Genomic DNA, 15,446 nt, shown 5'->3' on the forward strand with positions numbered 1-15,446 from the left:
CAGCAAGCCAGAGGTGACGAATGACCAAGGACGAAGGGCGCAAGCAGGCTTGGTCTTTCGTCTTTGGTCTTTCTTCCAGCCAGAGGTGACGAAGGGCGCAGCAGGCTTGGTCTTTCGTCTTTGGTCTTTCTTCCAGCCAGAGGTGACGAATGACCAAGGACGAAGGACGAAGGGCGCAGCAGGCTTGGTCTTTCGTCTTTGGTCTTTCTTCCAGCCAGAGGTGACGAATGACCAAGGACGAAGGGCGCAGCAGGCTTGGTCTTTCGTCTTTGGTCTTTCATTATGGCGCGTATTGGCCGTCAAGCGCACAACACGGAGCAGGTTATGCCTTTCAAGTTCGAAAAGCTCGAGGTGTGGCAGCGATCACTCGACTATATCGACCAAATCTATGATCTCGCCAATTTGCTGCCACGTAGCGAAGAGTATAATCTGAAATCGCAGATTGTCCGAGCGGCTACCTCAGTATCGCTCAATATCGCAGAAGGTTCAACTGGCCAGACCAATGCCGAGCAGGCACGTTTTCTAGGCATGGCGATTAGATCGCTCGTTGAGACAGTTGCGTGTCAACACATTATTGCGCGTCGCAAGCTTCTAGCCGACCCAGCACCGCTGCATAGCATATACCGCAGTGCCGAAACGCTGGTGGCTATGCTGCATACAATGCGCAAACATCTCGTTCCTGAGCAAACGTGGCTGCGTGAAGAGCAATCACTCTATATCATCGAGGATGAGGATCCAGCGGAGAGCTCGGATCGACAGACATGACCATTCGCTTCTGATCCCGCTCCACTTTCATCCTTGGTCTTTCGTCCTTGGTCTTTCGTCCTTGGTCTTTCATCCTTGGTCTTTCATCCTTGGTCTTTCATCCTTGGTCTTTCGTCCTTGGTCTTTCGTCCTTGGTCTTTCGTCTTTCGTCTTTACGTCAATTCGCAAGGAGAGCATCCCAATGGCCGACACAATCGTCTTCACCCGCGGCGTGCCGCCGACCGAAGCGTTCCCCACCGACGAGCTGGCGCAGTGCTTCGACGCCGCGCTGCGCGCCGACACCGCCGTGGTGCTGCAGTACGGCCAGCAGCCCGGCTACCCGGCGCTGCGCCGCCAGCTGGCCGAGGAGTACGGCGTGGCCGAAAAAGAGGTGCTGATTGGCAACGGCTCGCTCCAGCTCCAGGATCTCGTCGCGGCCTACCTCGTCAGGCCCGGCGCGACGGTGCTGACCGAGCAGCCCAGCTACGACCGCGCGATCGGCACCTTCCGGCGGCGCGGCGCCAAGACCATCGGCATCCCGATCGAGCCCGACGGCATCGACATCGCCCGGCTCGAAGCCGAGGTGCAGCGCCAGGTGCCGGCGTTCCTGTACCTGGTGCCCGACTTCCAGAACCCGGCCGGGGCCACGCTCTCGCTCGAAAAGCGCCGCGCCGTCGTCGACCTGGCGGTGCGCTACGGCTTCTGGGTGATTGAAGACGTGCCCTACCGCAAGCTGCGCTACCAGGGCGAGGATCTGCCGCTGCTGCGCTCGATCGACCCCAGCCGGATCATCACCATGAGCTCGTTCAGCAAGCTGCTCAGCCCGGGCATTCGCGTCGGCTTTATGCTGGCGCCGGCCGAGCTGATCGCCGCAGTGACGCGCACCGGCGAAGACACCTACCTTTCGCCGGTGCTGCCGACCCAGGCCGCCGTGGCCGAGTACATCCGGCGCGGCTGGCTCCAGCCAAATATCGAGAAGCTGAAGGCGCTGTACCGCCCGCGCTGGCAGGCCATGGTGAGCGCCACGCGCCAGCACCTGGCCGGCGCGCAGATCTTCGCGCCCGACGGCGGCTTTTTCGTGAGCGTGATGCTGCCCGAAGGCGCGAACTACGCCGGCCTGGTGGCGCGCGCCAAGGATATCGGCCTGGTGCTGACGCCCGGCCAGGCGTTCTTCGCCGACGCCGACCAGGGCGAGCTGCCCGACGGCGAGCGCTTTGTGCGCCTGCCGTTCTGCGCCGTCACGCCCGCGCAGATCGACGAAGGCGTGCGCCGCCTCGCCAGCTTGCTCTAGCCGCCTCGCGGCCGAGCCGCCGCCACGGGCAAACCAGGAACCGCTGCAGCGCCGCAGTGGTTCCTCCCGCTTCTGGCGCGTGCAAAGCCGGCACTCCCTTCCCCCTTTCTCCCCGAGCGCGGGCGAGGGGCCGAGAGCCTTTGCACAGGCCATGCCTGGCGCCTGGAGCGCCTTGACATACCCTTGCCGGAGTGCTACCCTGTAGCCGCCGCTACGCACCTAGTAGGCCGGCCAGGAGGGATGGGGTCTTGCGAATAGTTTCACTGCTGCCGAGCGCGACTGAGATCGTCTGCGCGCTCGGGCTGGGCGAGTCGCTCGTCGGCGTGACGCACGAGTGCGACTACCCGGCCGAGGCGCGCAGCAAGCCGATTCTGACGCGCAGCCTGCTCGACCACTCCACCTCCAGCTCGGAAGAGATCGACCACGCGGTGCGGCGGCAGCTTCAGGCGGGCCTGAGCCTGTATGCGCTCGACGAGGCGCTGCTGGCCGAGCTGCGGCCCGACCTGGTGTTGACCCAGGCGCTCTGCGCGGTGTGCGCGGTAAGCTACGGCGATGTCGCGCGGGCGGTGCGCGATGTGAGCGCCGAGCACGCCGGCCTGGCGCCGCAGGTGCTCTCGCTCGAGCCGAACAGCCTCGACGACATCCTGGCGACGATCGCCAGCGTCGGCGTGGCCGCCGGGCATGGCCCGCGCGCCGAGGCGCTGCTGGCCACGCTGCGCGCCCGCGTGGCGCGCGTGCGCGAGCGCGCGGCGGCGATCGGCCGCCGGCCGCGGGTGGCCTGCCTCGAATGGCTCGACCCGATCTATGGCCCCGGCCACTGGCTGCCCGAGCTGGTGCAGCTGGCCGGCGGGCAGGCCGGGCTCGGCAGCGCCGGAAGCGACTCGCGGCGGGTGACGTGGGGTGACGTAATCGCGTTCGCGCCCGAGGTGATCGTGATCACACCATGCGGCTTCGACCTGGCCCAGACGCTCGACGAAGCCGGCCGCGTGCTGCCGCACCGGCCAGGCTGGCAGGCGCTGCCGGCGGTGCGCCAGCGCCGCGTGTACGCTGTCGACGGCAACGCCTACTTCAGCCGCCCCGGCCCGCGCGTGGTCGATAGCCTGGAGCTACTCGCCGAATTGATCCATCCCGACCATTTTGCCGGCTGGGGGCCCCCCGCTGCCTGGCAACGGTTCGAGACGCCCGGGGAGGACTCTCGATGACACCTTCTGAGCCAACGATCTCTAGTATTCTGCTGGAGCTGGCCGATCAATATCACGACATTGTCGCCGAGCGCGACGTGTTCGAGCGCGTGCTGGCGCGCCGCCCAAGCCGCGCCAAGGATCCCTACGCCAGCATTCGCAATATCCTGCGCTACGACTCGTTCGAAACCGGCTGGATCCGCCTCGGCGGCGGCAAGCTCGTCCCGCGCCGCGTGGCGCTGCAGAGCCTGCGCTTCCGTGTCGTGCCGACGGCCGACGAGATCGGCGGCGACCTGCTGGCGCGCGCCAAGCTCGAGCCGTTTGTGCTGCTGCGCATGCCCAACCCACAGCTCACCGACGCACAGGGCCGGCCCATTCCATCGGCCAACACGCGCCTGCCCAGCGCCAACGTGCTGTTTAATTTCTCGGCGGTGGATGCCCAGACGCTGAATGGCTGGTATGCGCGCAACGGCTTCCAGCCCGGCGATAGCATCCTTGTGACGATCAGCGCCACCGCGCCGCTGACGCTGCGGCTCGAGCACGAGCCCGCCGCGCAGTTCCGCGCCGCCGATGTCGCCGCCCACGACCAGGCGCTTATCGACGCGATCGCCACACAGATCGCGCGCAACCGCTCGACGCTGATCCCGGCCGATATGGTCGTGCTGCCGATCTATGCCCAGGCCTCCTGGCGCACCGGCTACCCCGGCCGCCCGTGGCAGCAGCTCGTGGCCGAGGACCGCCGGCTGCGGCTGCTCGACGACATGTATATCGCCGACCGGAGCTTCCGCCGCCCGCTCGATTTCATGAATGCGGCGCCCGACGACGCAGCATGGGCCGAGGAAGATCGCCAGCTGCTAGAGGAGATCGGCGCCCTGCAGGCCGACCTGCGCGCCAGCCGGCGCGACGCCGTCGAGCGCGGCATCTGGAATGGCATCGCCCCGCGCGCCTCGACAAGCCAGATCCTGTACGACCTGAGCGAGGGCACCTCGCAGACGGTGCACCCCGGCGAGGTCGACGCCCTGCTCGACCACAGCGAGTCGATTGAGCGCCGCATCGAGCGCGGCGACTTCGCCAGCATCGAGTGGACCGAGCCCGACGGCGACGACCTGAGCGACGCCGAGTTCGAGGGCGGCATTGATGACGAGGAGCTGTTCGATATCGAAGATATCGAAGATATGCAGCAGTTCATGGCCGATAACCCGACGCTGGTGACCGCGACGCAAAAGCTTATGGCCTCGCTCAGCCCATCCGAGCTGGCCGCGCTCAACGACGCCGAGACGGCCGATCAGGTGCAGATGATCCTGACCAAGCACCTGAATACGCTGCTGGGCCGCCAGCCCGAGCTGTTCGCCGAGCTGACGCCCGAGCTGAAGGTGACGCTCGACGGCAGCGACTCGCAGCACGAGCCGAGCAACGGCCACGGGCACACCCAGGACGACATTCTGGCGATCGAGGTCGAGGATGAGTGGCTGCCCGGCGAGGACGAGGACGAGGAAGACGACGACGAGTGGGAAGATGAAGAAGAGCCGCTGAACGAGATGATCGAGCGCAGCAACGCGCTTATGGAGCAGTTCTACCTGCGGCTGATCGCCCAGGGCAAGAGCGAGAGCACTGCGGCCGGGCGCACCGGCGACCTGTGGATCTACGCCGATTTTCTTTCGAACTACTATAGCCGCTCGCTCGACCAGGGCGACTACGCCACGCTCGACGAGTGCCTGTTCTTCTACTACCCGCGAAAAGTGATCAACAACTCGGCGCGCGCGGCCCGCGATATGTGCACCTCGTTCAAGCAGTTCTATGCATTTCTGCGCGCCGAAGGGCTGATCGCCGACGACAGCTTCGCGCAGGCGATCTGGCGCCGCCGCGACCAGGTGGTGCGTGTGATCGACCTGTACGATCAGATCGACGCCGACTCGCCACAGTTCGAGCGGCTGTTCGCTCACCTGTTTGCGCCATACACCGCCTAGCCGCACGCAAGCCGCTGTTTCGCAAAAAGGAGCGCGAGGTTTACCCCTCGCGCTCCTTTTTTTGTGCAGGCGTGGCTCATACGCTGTGCGCTTGATCACATATAGATGTGTTACACGACGTGGCTTCGCCACGTCGTGTAACACAATACGAAATTTGGGGCGGCGAAGCCGCTCCCAAACCCCCACCAATTGGAGGGACGAAGTCCCTCCAAACCACCCTTTCTGGCAGCTTCTAAGCGCGCTCTCATTTTTTCTTCAGTATGCTCTCAATATCGTAGACTATTCTTATACCAGCCCTTAACGTGGCACCATGCCCGGCTGGCGAGCAGCGCCACGCTATGAATAGTAGAAGGATGAGGCTATGCGCATCACCCTGCCCTTTCCTTCGGCCGGCGCTGGCGATACGCCAGCGCCGGCCGATCGGCGCTGGCTGGCGGTGCCGCCAACCCTTGCGCTGATCGCGGCGCTGCTATTCTGGTGGCTGCCTTCGCGCCTGGCGCCGGCTACCACCACCACGACCACCAGCGTCGCGCAGGGCAGCCTCACGCTCACCGTCGCCGGCAGCGGCGCAGTGGCGGCCGCGCGCACCGCCGACCTGGCCTTCCCCGAGGCTACCACCGTCACCGCCGTGAAGGTGAAGGTCGGCGACCAGGTGAAGGCCGGCCAGGCGCTGGCGCAGATCGACGCCGCCGACCTCCAGCTCCAGCTGCAGCAGGCCCAGGCGAACCTCAAGGCCGCCCAGGCCAAGCTCGACCAGGCGCGCCACGGCAGCCCGACCGACGCCGACCTCGCGACTGCGCAGGCGGCGCTGGCAAGCGCCAAGGCCCAGATGGCGAAAACGCGCACCGCCAGCGTCACCGATGTGCAGAGCGCCCAGGCCCAGCTCGCCGCCGCTCAGGCCAAGCTCGCAGCCTTGCAGAGCCCCGGCCCGGCCGACCTCAGCGCGGCCCAGACGCAGCTCGCACAGGCGCAGACAAACCAGCAAACCACGAGCGCTAGCCTCTCGCAGGCCAAGAGCAGCGCCTACAACACCATGCAGCAGGCCGCCAACTCGCTCACCCAGGCGCAGTCGAAGTATTCCACGACATTCCAAAACTGGCAGTATGTGCAAGACACCGGCAACGACCCGGTGAACCCGACCAAGACCAGCGCGCAGGGCAAGCCGGTGGCCAACACGCTCAACGACGCCCAGCGCCAGCAGTACTACGACGCGTTCGTGCAGGCGCAGGCCGCCATGCACAGCGCCGAGGGCGCGCTGCAGCAGGCCCAGGTGAACTACGACACCGCCCGCCAGAACGAGGCCGCGCAGGTGCCGCTGCTCCAGCAGCAGGTGGCCAACGCCCAGGCCCAGCTCGACAAGCTCACCCACCCCACCGCCAGCGATCTGCAGCAGGCCCAGGCGGCCGTGACACAGGCGCGCACCCAGCTCGCCAGCTTGCAGGGCGGCGGAACCTCGGCCAACCTGGCGAGCGCCCAGTCGCAGCTGGCGCAGGCTCAGGCCAACCTCGACAAGCTCACCGCGCCAGCGGCCGCGCCCGACCTGGCCGCCGCCGAGGCAAGCCTGGCCCAAGCCCAGGTATCGGTCGCGACGGCGCAGCGCAACCTCGACCAGGCCACGCTCGCCGCGCCGTTTGACGCGGTGGTGTCGGCCGTGAATGTGCAGCCCGGCAGCATCGCCAGCGCCACCACCGCCGCAGTCGCGCTGGTCGACCGCTCGAAGCTGCATGTCGACGTGAGCCTGAGCGAGACCGACGCCGCGCGCGTGCAGGTGGGCCAGCCCGTGACGCTGACCTTTGACGCGCTGCCGAATGTGCAGCTGATTGGCAAGGTGACCACCGTGGCGCCGGCCGCGACAGTGCAGCAGAACGTCGTGACCTACCCGGTGCAGGTCGAGTTCGACCCCGGCAGCGCGCCGGTGAAGGTGGGCATGAGCGCCAGCGCCGATATCCTGGTGCAGCAGATCGACAACGCCGTGCTGGTGCCGAGCCGCGCCGTGCAGACGCTGGGGAATACGCGCAGCGTGACGGTGCTGCAGGGCAGCGACCAGATCCCCGTGACCGTGCAGGTCGAGACTGGCGCCACCAGCAGCGGCCAGACAGTGATCACCGGCTGCGTCGACACCGGCGCGCAGTGCCTGCGCGAGGGCGACCTGCTGGCCATCCCGGCCGCCACCACCAGCCAGGCGACCAACCGCAACGGCACCGGCGGCGCGCTGCGCGTTCCGTTTGGCCCCGGCGGCGGACGCTAGCAGGGCGCTCTGCCCACAGAGTGCACCGGTAGCTTGCATGCGCCATCTGCGCACTCTGCGGGCAGAGCGGGCCTCAGGAGATGGCAATGGAATCGATGATCCAGGTGCGCGACCTGCGCAAAGTCTACCGCATGGGCCAGATCGACGTTCCCGCGCTGCGCGGGATCAGCTTCAGCATCCGCCGCGGCGAGTTCGTGGCGATCATGGGGCCGTCGGGCTCGGGCAAGAGCACGCTGATGAACCTGCTGGGCTGCCTCGACACGCCCAGCGGCGGCGAGTATATCCTCGATGGGCTGCCGGTCGAGCGGCTCGAGCGCAACCTGCTGGCGGCGGTGCGCAACCGCAAGATCGGCTTCGTGTTCCAGCAGTTTAACCTGCTGCCACGCCAGAGCGCGCTCGAGAATGTGGCGCTGCCGCTGGTGTACCTCGGCAAGGTGCCCGCCGACGAGCGCCGCGCCCGCGCCCAGCAGGCGCTCGAGCAGGTGGGCCTTGGCGAGCGCATGCACCACCGGCCGCAGGAGCTCTCGGGCGGCCAGCAGCAGCGCGTGGCGATCGCCCGCGCGCTGATCACCCGGCCGGCGCTGCTGCTGGCCGACGAGCCTACCGGCAACCTGGACTCGCGCGCCAGCGAGGAGATCATGGCGCTGTTCGAGCAGCTGAACCGCCAGGGCATTACGATCGTGCTGGTGACGCACGAGCCCAATATCGCGGCCCACGCCGCGCGCGTGCTGACGGTGCGCGACGGCCTGCTCGACAGCGACGCGGCGCCCCAGGCTATGGCGCCCACGCGCGCCAACGGCAGCCACCCGCCCGCGCCGCGCCCGAGGCTGTCGATCGCGCGCCGCCCGGCGCTGGCGCGCAAGCGGAGAACGCCATGAGCACCATAACAACCCCGATCGGCGATGAGCGCCGCGCCGCCGAGGCCAGCGTGGCAGAGGCGCCGTTCGACGCGCAGGCGCTGGCCGAGCTGCGCGGCGGCGGCATCAGCCTCTCCGAAACCTTCGAGATCGCGCTGAGCAGCCTGAGCTCGAACAAGCTGCGCACCCTGCTCACCGCACTGGGCGTGATCATCGGCGTTGCGGCGGTGGTGGCGCTGCTGGCGATCGGCCGTGGCTCGCAGGAGTCGATCACGTCGGCGATCACCGCCAATGGCGCAAACCTGCTGACGGTGCGCCCCGGCGCCAGCAACGCCGGCGGCATCGGTGGCGGCCTCGGCAGCGCCCAGACGCTTACCACCGACGACGCGCGCGCACTCGCCGACCCGCAGAGCGTCCCGGATGCCAGCGCGGTGTCGCCCGAGTTCAACGGTAACGGCCAGCTGGTGGCCGGCAACCAGAACCAGAACACCCGCCTCACCGGCGCCACGCCCGCCTACCTCGGCATCCACAACCTCACCATCGCCGATGGCGAGTTCATCAACGACGAGCAGGTGAGCAGCAACGCCAGCGTGATCGTGCTGGGCGCGAATGTCGCCAGCGGGCTATTCCCCGACGGCAGCGCGGTCGGCCAGTCGCTGCGCGTGAACCGCCAGAGCTTCAAGGTAGTGGGCGTGCTGGCCTCGCAGGGCGGCGGCGGCTTTGGCTCGGTCGACGACGGCGTGATTGTGCCGCTCAGCACCGCGCAGCGCAAGCTGTTCGGCGGGCGCGCCATCCAAGGCGGCGCCACGCTCGTCTCCACGATCGTCGTGCAGGCGACCGACCAGAACAGCGTGTCGAAGGCGCTCGACGAGATCGGGCAGGTGCTGCGCGAGCGCCACAACCTGCCTGCCAACGGCAGCGCCGACGACTTCAGCGTGATCAACCAGCAGGATATTCTCAACAGCGTGGTGCAGACGACGCAGACGCTGACGCTGTTTCTGGGCGCGATCGCGGCGATTTCGCTGCTGGTGGGCGGCATCGGGATCATGAATATTATGCTGGTGTCGGTGCGCGAGCGCACGCGCGAGATCGGCCTGCGCAAGGCGCTCGGCGCGCGCGAGAGCGATATTCTCACCCAGTTCCTGCTCGAGGCGCTGATCATCAGCGTGCTGGGCGGCCTGATCGGCCTGGCGCTTGGCCTGCTGATCGCGTTTGCCGTGAACCTCAGCGGCCAGTTCAGCGCTTCGCCGAGCGTCGGCGCGGCGGCCATGGCCGTGAGCTTCGCGCTGGCCGTGGGCCTGTTCTTCGGCATCGCGCCGGCGCGCAGCGCTGCCCGGCTCGACCCGATCGACGCCTTGCGCTACGAGTAGCCTGCGTGGGTTGTGTCGTGGGCACGCCCTACGCGTTGGGGCGACCAATAGCCGCCAAAAAGAAGAATCTTTGCAGGGCCGCAGGCCCACCAAACCTCCCGCGCGGGAGGCGGCCACGTCACTCGTGCCATAAGGAGAAACATCATCATGCTACGCGAACGCATTGTCTGGCTCGTTGCGCTGCTAATCATCGGCGGCGCGGGCTTTTACAGCGGGCAGATCATCGGCAGCCGCACTGCCACACAGAACCGCGCGCAGGCCGCGCAGCAGTTCTTCGGCCAGCGCGGCGGCCAAGCTGGCCAGGGCGGCCAATCCGGCGGCGGTTTCGGCGGCCAGGGCGGCGGCGGCTTCCGCGGCGGCGCGAACGGCACGGTGAACGAGGTGTCGGGCAACACGATCACCATCACCACGCGTGCCGGGCAGACGCTCAAAGTGCAGCTCGCGGCCGACGGCAGCGTGCGCAAGCAGGTCGATGGCCAGCTCAGCGATGTCAAGCCAGGCGAGCAGATCGTAGCGCTAGGCGCGCAGAACGGCGACGTGTTCCAGGCCACCAGCATCCAGATCGGCGGCGGGCGGCCGCAGCAGAGCCAGAACACAAGCCAGAGCCAGTAGCCGCCTCCTTCGCTGTGCTACAGCTCAGCACGGATCGCACGAACCCCATCCTCGCACAGCGGGCATGGGGTTCGTGCGATTTGGCGGCAGGCGAAAAACCGACCGATCACGAATGCCCCGCGTGCGGGCGAGGGTGTGGTACCATGCCCGCGTTCCGAGCTTTATGATCGCAAGCAGGGTGAGCCTTATGGCAATGTTCCGAATCGGCTGCGCGGTGTGGGGCTACAAGGATTGGGTCGGCGATCTGTTTCCGCCGGGAAGCAAGAGCGCTGACTTCCTCTCCCTATATAGCCGCAGGCTGACAACCGCAGAGGGTAATACAACTTTTTATGCTACCCCTCGGAGTGAGATTGTCCGACGATGGGCGGCTGAGACGCCAGAGACGTTTCGCTTCTGCTTTAAGCTTCCTCGCGAAGTGAGCCATGAAGGGCCGCTCGCAACCAAGCTCAAGATAACGCGGGAGTTTGTCGAGCGCATGGCTCCACTTGGGGAACGGCTGGGGCCATTCTTTCTCCAGCTACCTCCAGGCTATCGTGGGGATAAGATTGAAGACCTCGAACGATGGATCAGCGCGTGGCCAAGCGAGTACCAGCTAGCAGTCGAGGTACGTCACGAGGATTGGTACACGGAGCCGCACGAGTCAGCCCTCATAAACCTGCTCCACCAATACAATGCGGGTAAGGTGATCATGGATGTGCGCCCCTTAGACGCTGGCCCTCTGCCGGGAGCCGATTTTGACCTACAGGCCGCTCGTGATCGGAAGCCCGACGTGCCGATGCACCCGCTGCGGAGCAGTGAGATTGCCCTGGTTCGATACATTGGGCATCCAACACCCGAGCTGAATGGGCCGCTGCTGGATGACTGGGCTAAGCGGGTAGCTCAATGGCTCGCAGATGGGACTGAAGTGTATTTCTTCTGCCACTGCCCCGACGAGCGCCAGTCACCGGGATTGTGCCGTGAGTTCCAGCGCCGCCTTGAGCGCATGTCTGACATACCACGCCTGCCCTGGGATGAGTTGGATACAGGGATGCAGCAAGCAACCCTTTTTTGATCTGACCAGGGCTCGTGCAAAGTCGACCCTCACCCCCCTCTCCCGCATGCGGGAGAGGGGGAATTATTTGTTGGCTGTGTGGTGCGATCGCGGCGGCGACCGCACCACACAGCCAGATGTGTTACCCCCTCCCCTTTGGCACTACTGTGGTCGCCGGATTTGCAGAACAACCCCACCTATGCTATACTCTGCCGCGTGGCAATCACGGGCGATTAGCTCAGCTGGCTAGAGCGCGTCGTTCACACCGACGAGGTCACTGGTTCGAGTCCAGTATCGCCCACCACTCATCAAAGCGCCCGAGTACATCGGGCGCTTTTGTTTTCCCGCGTATGACCGACCTGCCGGCCACATCCGACGAGTACCTGTTTGGCTGGGACGCGACGCCCGGCATTGTGTCGGTGTGGGCCAGCCGCGAGGGCCGGGCGCTGGTGTGGCGGCGCCACGGCGAGCAGCTGGCCGTCGAGCGCGCGCGCTTCCGGCCGTGGCTGTTCGCCGCCACCCTCGACGACCTTGCACACCTTGGGCCAGGCCTCGCCGAGGCCTCGTCGCCGGCTGCGGCGCGCGCGCCGGTGAGCTACCGCGAGCTGGCGGGTGCGCCCGGCTCGTATCGCTTTCTGCTCGAGGCCCGCGACGGCCGGGCGCTCGAGCGCATGATCCTGGCGGGCGCGCGCCGCCGCCTCGGCCGCGAGATCGCCAGCCTGTACGACCTCGACGACGACTACTACCGCGTCGGCGCGGTCGAGCAGTACCTGATGCAGACCGGCCGGGTGTACTTTCGCGGCCTGGCCTACGCCGACCTGGTGCGCATGCAGATCGACTTCGAGACCACCGCGCTCGACCCTGGGCGCGGGCGGATCTTCATGGCCGCCGTGCGCGACAGCTGCGGCCTGGCGATCACCCTCGACGCGCCCACCCCCGCCGACGAGGCCGCGCTGATTGCCGAGCTGTGCGCGCTGGTTCGCGAGCGCGACCCCGACGTGATCGAGAACCACAACCTGTTCGGCTTCGACCTGCCGTTTCTGGCGGCGCGCGCCGCCGCGCTGGGCGTGCCGCTGCGGCTGGGCCGCGCGCCTGGCCCGCCGCTGCTCGAGCGCTACGCCGACATGCCGGGGTCGTACTACTCGGGGCGGCGCCGCGAGCGCTACACCCTGGCCGGCCGCGAGCTGCTCGACACCATGGACGCGGTGCGGCGGCACGACTTTGTCGCGCGCGATCTGCCCAGCCACCGCCTGAAGGACGTAGCGCGCGTGTTTGGCATCGCCGGCCCCGAGCGGGTGTACCTGGCCGGCTCGGAGGTGTACGCTACCTACCGCGACGACCCCGAGCGCGTGCGGCGCTACGCCCTCGACGACGTAGCCGAGGTCGACGGGCTCTCGCGCCAGCTGCTGGGCGCGCCATTCGCGCTCGCGGGCATGGCCCCGCGCCGCTACGAGCGGGTGGCCTCGGCCGGCCCGGCGATGGGCATTCTCGAGCCGATGCTGGTGCGCGCCTACCTGCGCGCCGGGGCCGCGCTGCCGCGCCAGGCCACCGAGCACGGCCTGCCGCCACACACCGGCGGCGCGCTGTACCTGTTCGCCGCCGGCGTGGCCGAGCAGGTGGTGAAGGCCGACATCGCCTCGCTGTACCCCTCGCTCATGCGCACCTTCAAGATTGGCCCAGCCTGCGATCAGCTGGGCGTGCTGCTGCGCATCGTCGAGCGGCTGACCGACCTGCGGCTGTTTCACAAGGGCGCGGTGCGCACCGCCCCGCCCGGATCGGTCGCGGCGCAGAGCCACCACGCGCTGCAGGCGGCTATGAAGCTGATCATCAACTCGGCCTACGGCTACATGGGTGCGGGCTCAATGGCGCTGTTCGCCGACCGGAACGCCGCCGATGAGGTGACGCGCCGTGGGCGCGCGGTGCTCGATCACGTGGTGGGCGAGCTGCGCTCCCGTGGCATGGCGCTGATCGAGGCCGACACCGATGGCGTGTACTTCGCCGCGCCGATCGGCTGGAGCGAGACCCAGGAGCGCGCCGTGGTGGCGGCGATTGGCGCGACGCTGCCCGACGGCATCCGGCTCGAGTACGAAGGCCGCTACCGCGCGATGCTCAGCCACGAGGTCAAGAACTACGCGCTGCTAGCGTACGACGGCCAGCTGATCGTGCGTGGCGCGGCGCTGCGCTCGAGCCGCTCCGAGCCGTTTGGCGAGCGCTTTCTGCGCGTCGCGCTGCACTGCGCGCTCGCCGGCGATGTGGCAGGCGTGCAGGCTGCCTACCGCGAGGTTGTGGCGGCGCTGCGCGCGCGCGAGCTGCCCGCCGCCGACGTGGCCACGCGCGTGCGGCTCAGCAAAAACCCCGCGAGCTACCTGGCCGCGCGCGGCGCGCATCGCGAGGCGGCCTACGAGGCGCTTCTGGCGGCCGGCCGCGACACCTGGGAGCCGGGCGAGCGCGTGCGCTGCTACAAGGCCCAGGGCGGCGGCTACGTCTGGCTGCCCGACGAGCGCGAGGATCCTGCCGGCGCCGAGGCCACGCCAGGCGACGACGACGAGGCCGATTTCGGCGACCTGGGCGAATTTATCGGCGCGCCGGCTTCGCCGCCCGACGCGCTCGACGACCGGCGCGACTATGATGTCGAGCACTACCTGCAGGTGCTGGTGACGTCGTACGCCGGGCGGCTGCGCAAGGCCTTCGAGCCCGAGGATTTCGCCCAGCTCTTCCGGCCCGACGCGCAGATTGGCCTGTTCGACCGGCCGGTTGAGAGCATTCAGCCGCGCTGGATCCGCTGCGAAGAGGCGTAGGGCGGCGCTCTAGCTGGCGTGTTCGAGCGCGCGCTGTACCAGCGCCGCCAGCTCGGGCGGATCCGACCAGCGCACGTCAACGAGCGGCGTCTCGTGCCAGCTGGCGCAGTCGCGCAGCGCGCCTGCCAGGTCGTGCGCAAGCTCGTCGCTGGCTGGTATGCCCGGTTCGAGGTGCAGCGCCTTGACCTCAAAGCGGCCCTCCTTGCGGTGGGCCTTGGGGTCGAGCCGGCCAATCAGCTGGCCGCGCCGCAGGATCGGCAGCGTGAAGTAGCCATAGCGGCGCTTGGGCGCGGGCGTATAGCACTCGATCCGGTAGTCGAAATTGAACATCGCCAGCGCCCGCGCGCGATCCCACACCAGCGGGTCGAACGGCGAGAGCAGCGTCGTCAGCTCGGGCACGAGCGCCCCCGACGCGGCGGCCTCGGCCAGCGCGAGGTTGTCGGGGTGGATGTAGGCCGGCTGCTGCCAGCCCTCGACGCGCGCCGCGACCAGCTGGCCCTCGGCGGCGAGCATCGCCGGCAGCGGCGCCGTGGCGCGCTTCGGCGTGCGGAAGTAGTCGGCCAGCCAGGCGGCGGTTGTGATGCCGAGGGCGCGCACCGCGTTCAGTGCCAGCGCGCGGCGCACCTGGTCGCTCGGCGGCATGCGCGCGTCGTCCCAATCGGGCAAAACGCGCTCGCGCAGGTCGTAGATCCGCTGGAAATGATGCCGCCGCGCCACCATCAGCTCGCCGGCGGTGAACAGCGACTCGAGCGCGCGCTTCTCGGGCTTCCACTCCCACCAGCCGCCGGCCTGGCCGTCGGTGCGCTCGAAATCGGCTGAGCGCACCGCGCCGTGGTGCCGCACGTGCGTCAGCACGCGCTCGATCGCGTCGCGGTTCTGCTCGGCCCACTCGCGCGCATATCGCCAGCCCATCGTCGCCGCGTCGAGCATGCGCTGGCGGTACAGCCCAAAGTCCTCGATCGGCACGAAGCATGCCTCGTGCGCCCAGTACTCGAACAGCGCGCCCTCGGCCAGCAGGTCGGTCAGCCAGTGCTGCGGGTAGGCGCCTAGCCTGCTCCATAGCACCAGGTATGGGCTGCGTGCCACCACGTGGATCGTGTCGATCTGCAGCACGTGCATGCGCCGGATTGTCGCCAGCACGTCAGCCTTGGTCGCCACGCGCGGCGGCCGGCGGTCGAGCCCCTGCGCGGCCAGCATCAGCGCCTGCGCGGCAGTGTGCGAAAGCTCCATGCTCTTCCCCTGGTTTGAATCGGCCAGCGCCTATTATAGCAGAACAGGCGTGCGCTCGCGCCACTCATACGCTGTTCGCCAGGGCTCGTGCAACGTCGGCCCTCACCCCCCTTCCCCC

The 15,446-nt window shown here is 67.8% G+C and carries 11 protein-coding genes and 1 tRNA gene; 11 read left to right on the forward strand and 1 reads right to left on the reverse strand.

Going from position 1 to position 15,446, the window contains the following annotated elements; translation table 11 throughout:
- Positions 1–324 precede the first annotated feature (324 nt).
- From U0177_RS23670 to U0177_RS23720, 11 genes are all read left to right on the forward strand, one after another.
- On the forward strand, positions 325–765 hold the full coding sequence (locus U0177_RS23670; protein ID WP_409573141.1) for a four helix bundle protein: 441 nt from the start codon (positions 325–327) through the stop codon (positions 763–765).
- A gap of 181 nt (positions 766–946) precedes the next feature.
- Complete coding sequence (locus U0177_RS23675; protein ID WP_409573142.1) at positions 947–2,035, forward strand: PLP-dependent aminotransferase family protein; 1,089 nt, start codon at positions 947–949, stop codon at positions 2,033–2,035.
- A gap of 248 nt (positions 2,036–2,283) precedes the next feature.
- Positions 2,284–3,237 carry a cobalamin-binding protein gene (locus U0177_RS23680; RefSeq protein ID WP_409573143.1) on the forward strand — a complete coding sequence of 318 codons (954 nt, stop codon included), beginning with the start codon at positions 2,284–2,286 and terminating at the stop codon, positions 3,235–3,237.
- Positions 3,234–5,183, forward strand: a complete 1,950-nt coding sequence (locus tag U0177_RS23685; RefSeq protein WP_409573144.1) for a hypothetical protein — start codon at positions 3,234–3,236, stop codon at positions 5,181–5,183. Before U0177_RS23680 ends, U0177_RS23685 begins: the two co-directional genes overlap by 4 nt.
- 361 nt (positions 5,184–5,544) lie before the next feature.
- Positions 5,545–7,431 carry an efflux RND transporter periplasmic adaptor subunit gene (locus U0177_RS23690; protein WP_409573145.1) on the forward strand — a complete coding sequence of 629 codons (1,887 nt, stop codon included), beginning with the start codon at positions 5,545–5,547 and terminating at the stop codon, positions 7,429–7,431.
- Between the two features lie 95 nt (positions 7,432–7,526).
- Positions 7,527–8,309 carry an ABC transporter ATP-binding protein gene (locus U0177_RS23695; RefSeq protein WP_409573153.1) on the forward strand — a complete coding sequence of 261 codons (783 nt, stop codon included), beginning with the start codon at positions 7,527–7,529 and terminating at the stop codon, positions 8,307–8,309.
- The gene (locus tag U0177_RS23700; protein ID WP_409573146.1) at positions 8,306–9,658 is read left to right on the forward strand and encodes an ABC transporter permease; all 1,353 of its coding nucleotides are present in this window, start codon (positions 8,306–8,308) and stop codon (positions 9,656–9,658) included. The genes U0177_RS23695 and U0177_RS23700 overlap by 4 nt, the downstream gene beginning before the upstream one ends.
- Positions 9,659–9,805: 147 nt before the next feature.
- Complete coding sequence (locus tag U0177_RS23705) at positions 9,806–10,270, forward strand: hypothetical protein (RefSeq protein ID WP_409573147.1); 465 nt, start codon at positions 9,806–9,808, stop codon at positions 10,268–10,270.
- A gap of 187 nt (positions 10,271–10,457) precedes the next feature.
- Positions 10,458–11,321 (forward strand): DUF72 domain-containing protein, encoded by an 864-nt coding sequence (locus tag U0177_RS23710; RefSeq protein WP_409573148.1) that lies wholly within the window; start codon positions 10,458–10,460, stop codon positions 11,319–11,321.
- 206 nt (positions 11,322–11,527) lie between these two features.
- Positions 11,528–11,604: transfer RNA gene (locus tag U0177_RS23715), tRNA-Val, on the forward strand.
- A 46-nt stretch (positions 11,605–11,650) separates the two neighbouring features.
- Positions 11,651–14,098, forward strand: a complete 2,448-nt coding sequence (locus U0177_RS23720; RefSeq protein WP_409573149.1) for a DNA polymerase domain-containing protein — start codon at positions 11,651–11,653, stop codon at positions 14,096–14,098.
- A gap of 9 nt (positions 14,099–14,107) precedes the next feature.
- On the opposite strand, the gene U0177_RS23725 is transcribed toward U0177_RS23720, so the two are convergent.
- On the reverse strand, positions 14,108–15,328 hold the full coding sequence (locus U0177_RS23725; RefSeq protein ID WP_409573150.1) for a winged helix-turn-helix domain-containing protein: 1,221 nt from the start codon (positions 15,326–15,328) through the stop codon (positions 14,108–14,110).
- Positions 15,329–15,446: the final 118 nt, after the last annotated feature.

This window comes from Kouleothrix sp. (genome assembly GCF_046328425.1).
GTDB lineage: Bacteria > Chloroflexota > Chloroflexia > Chloroflexales > Roseiflexaceae > Kouleothrix.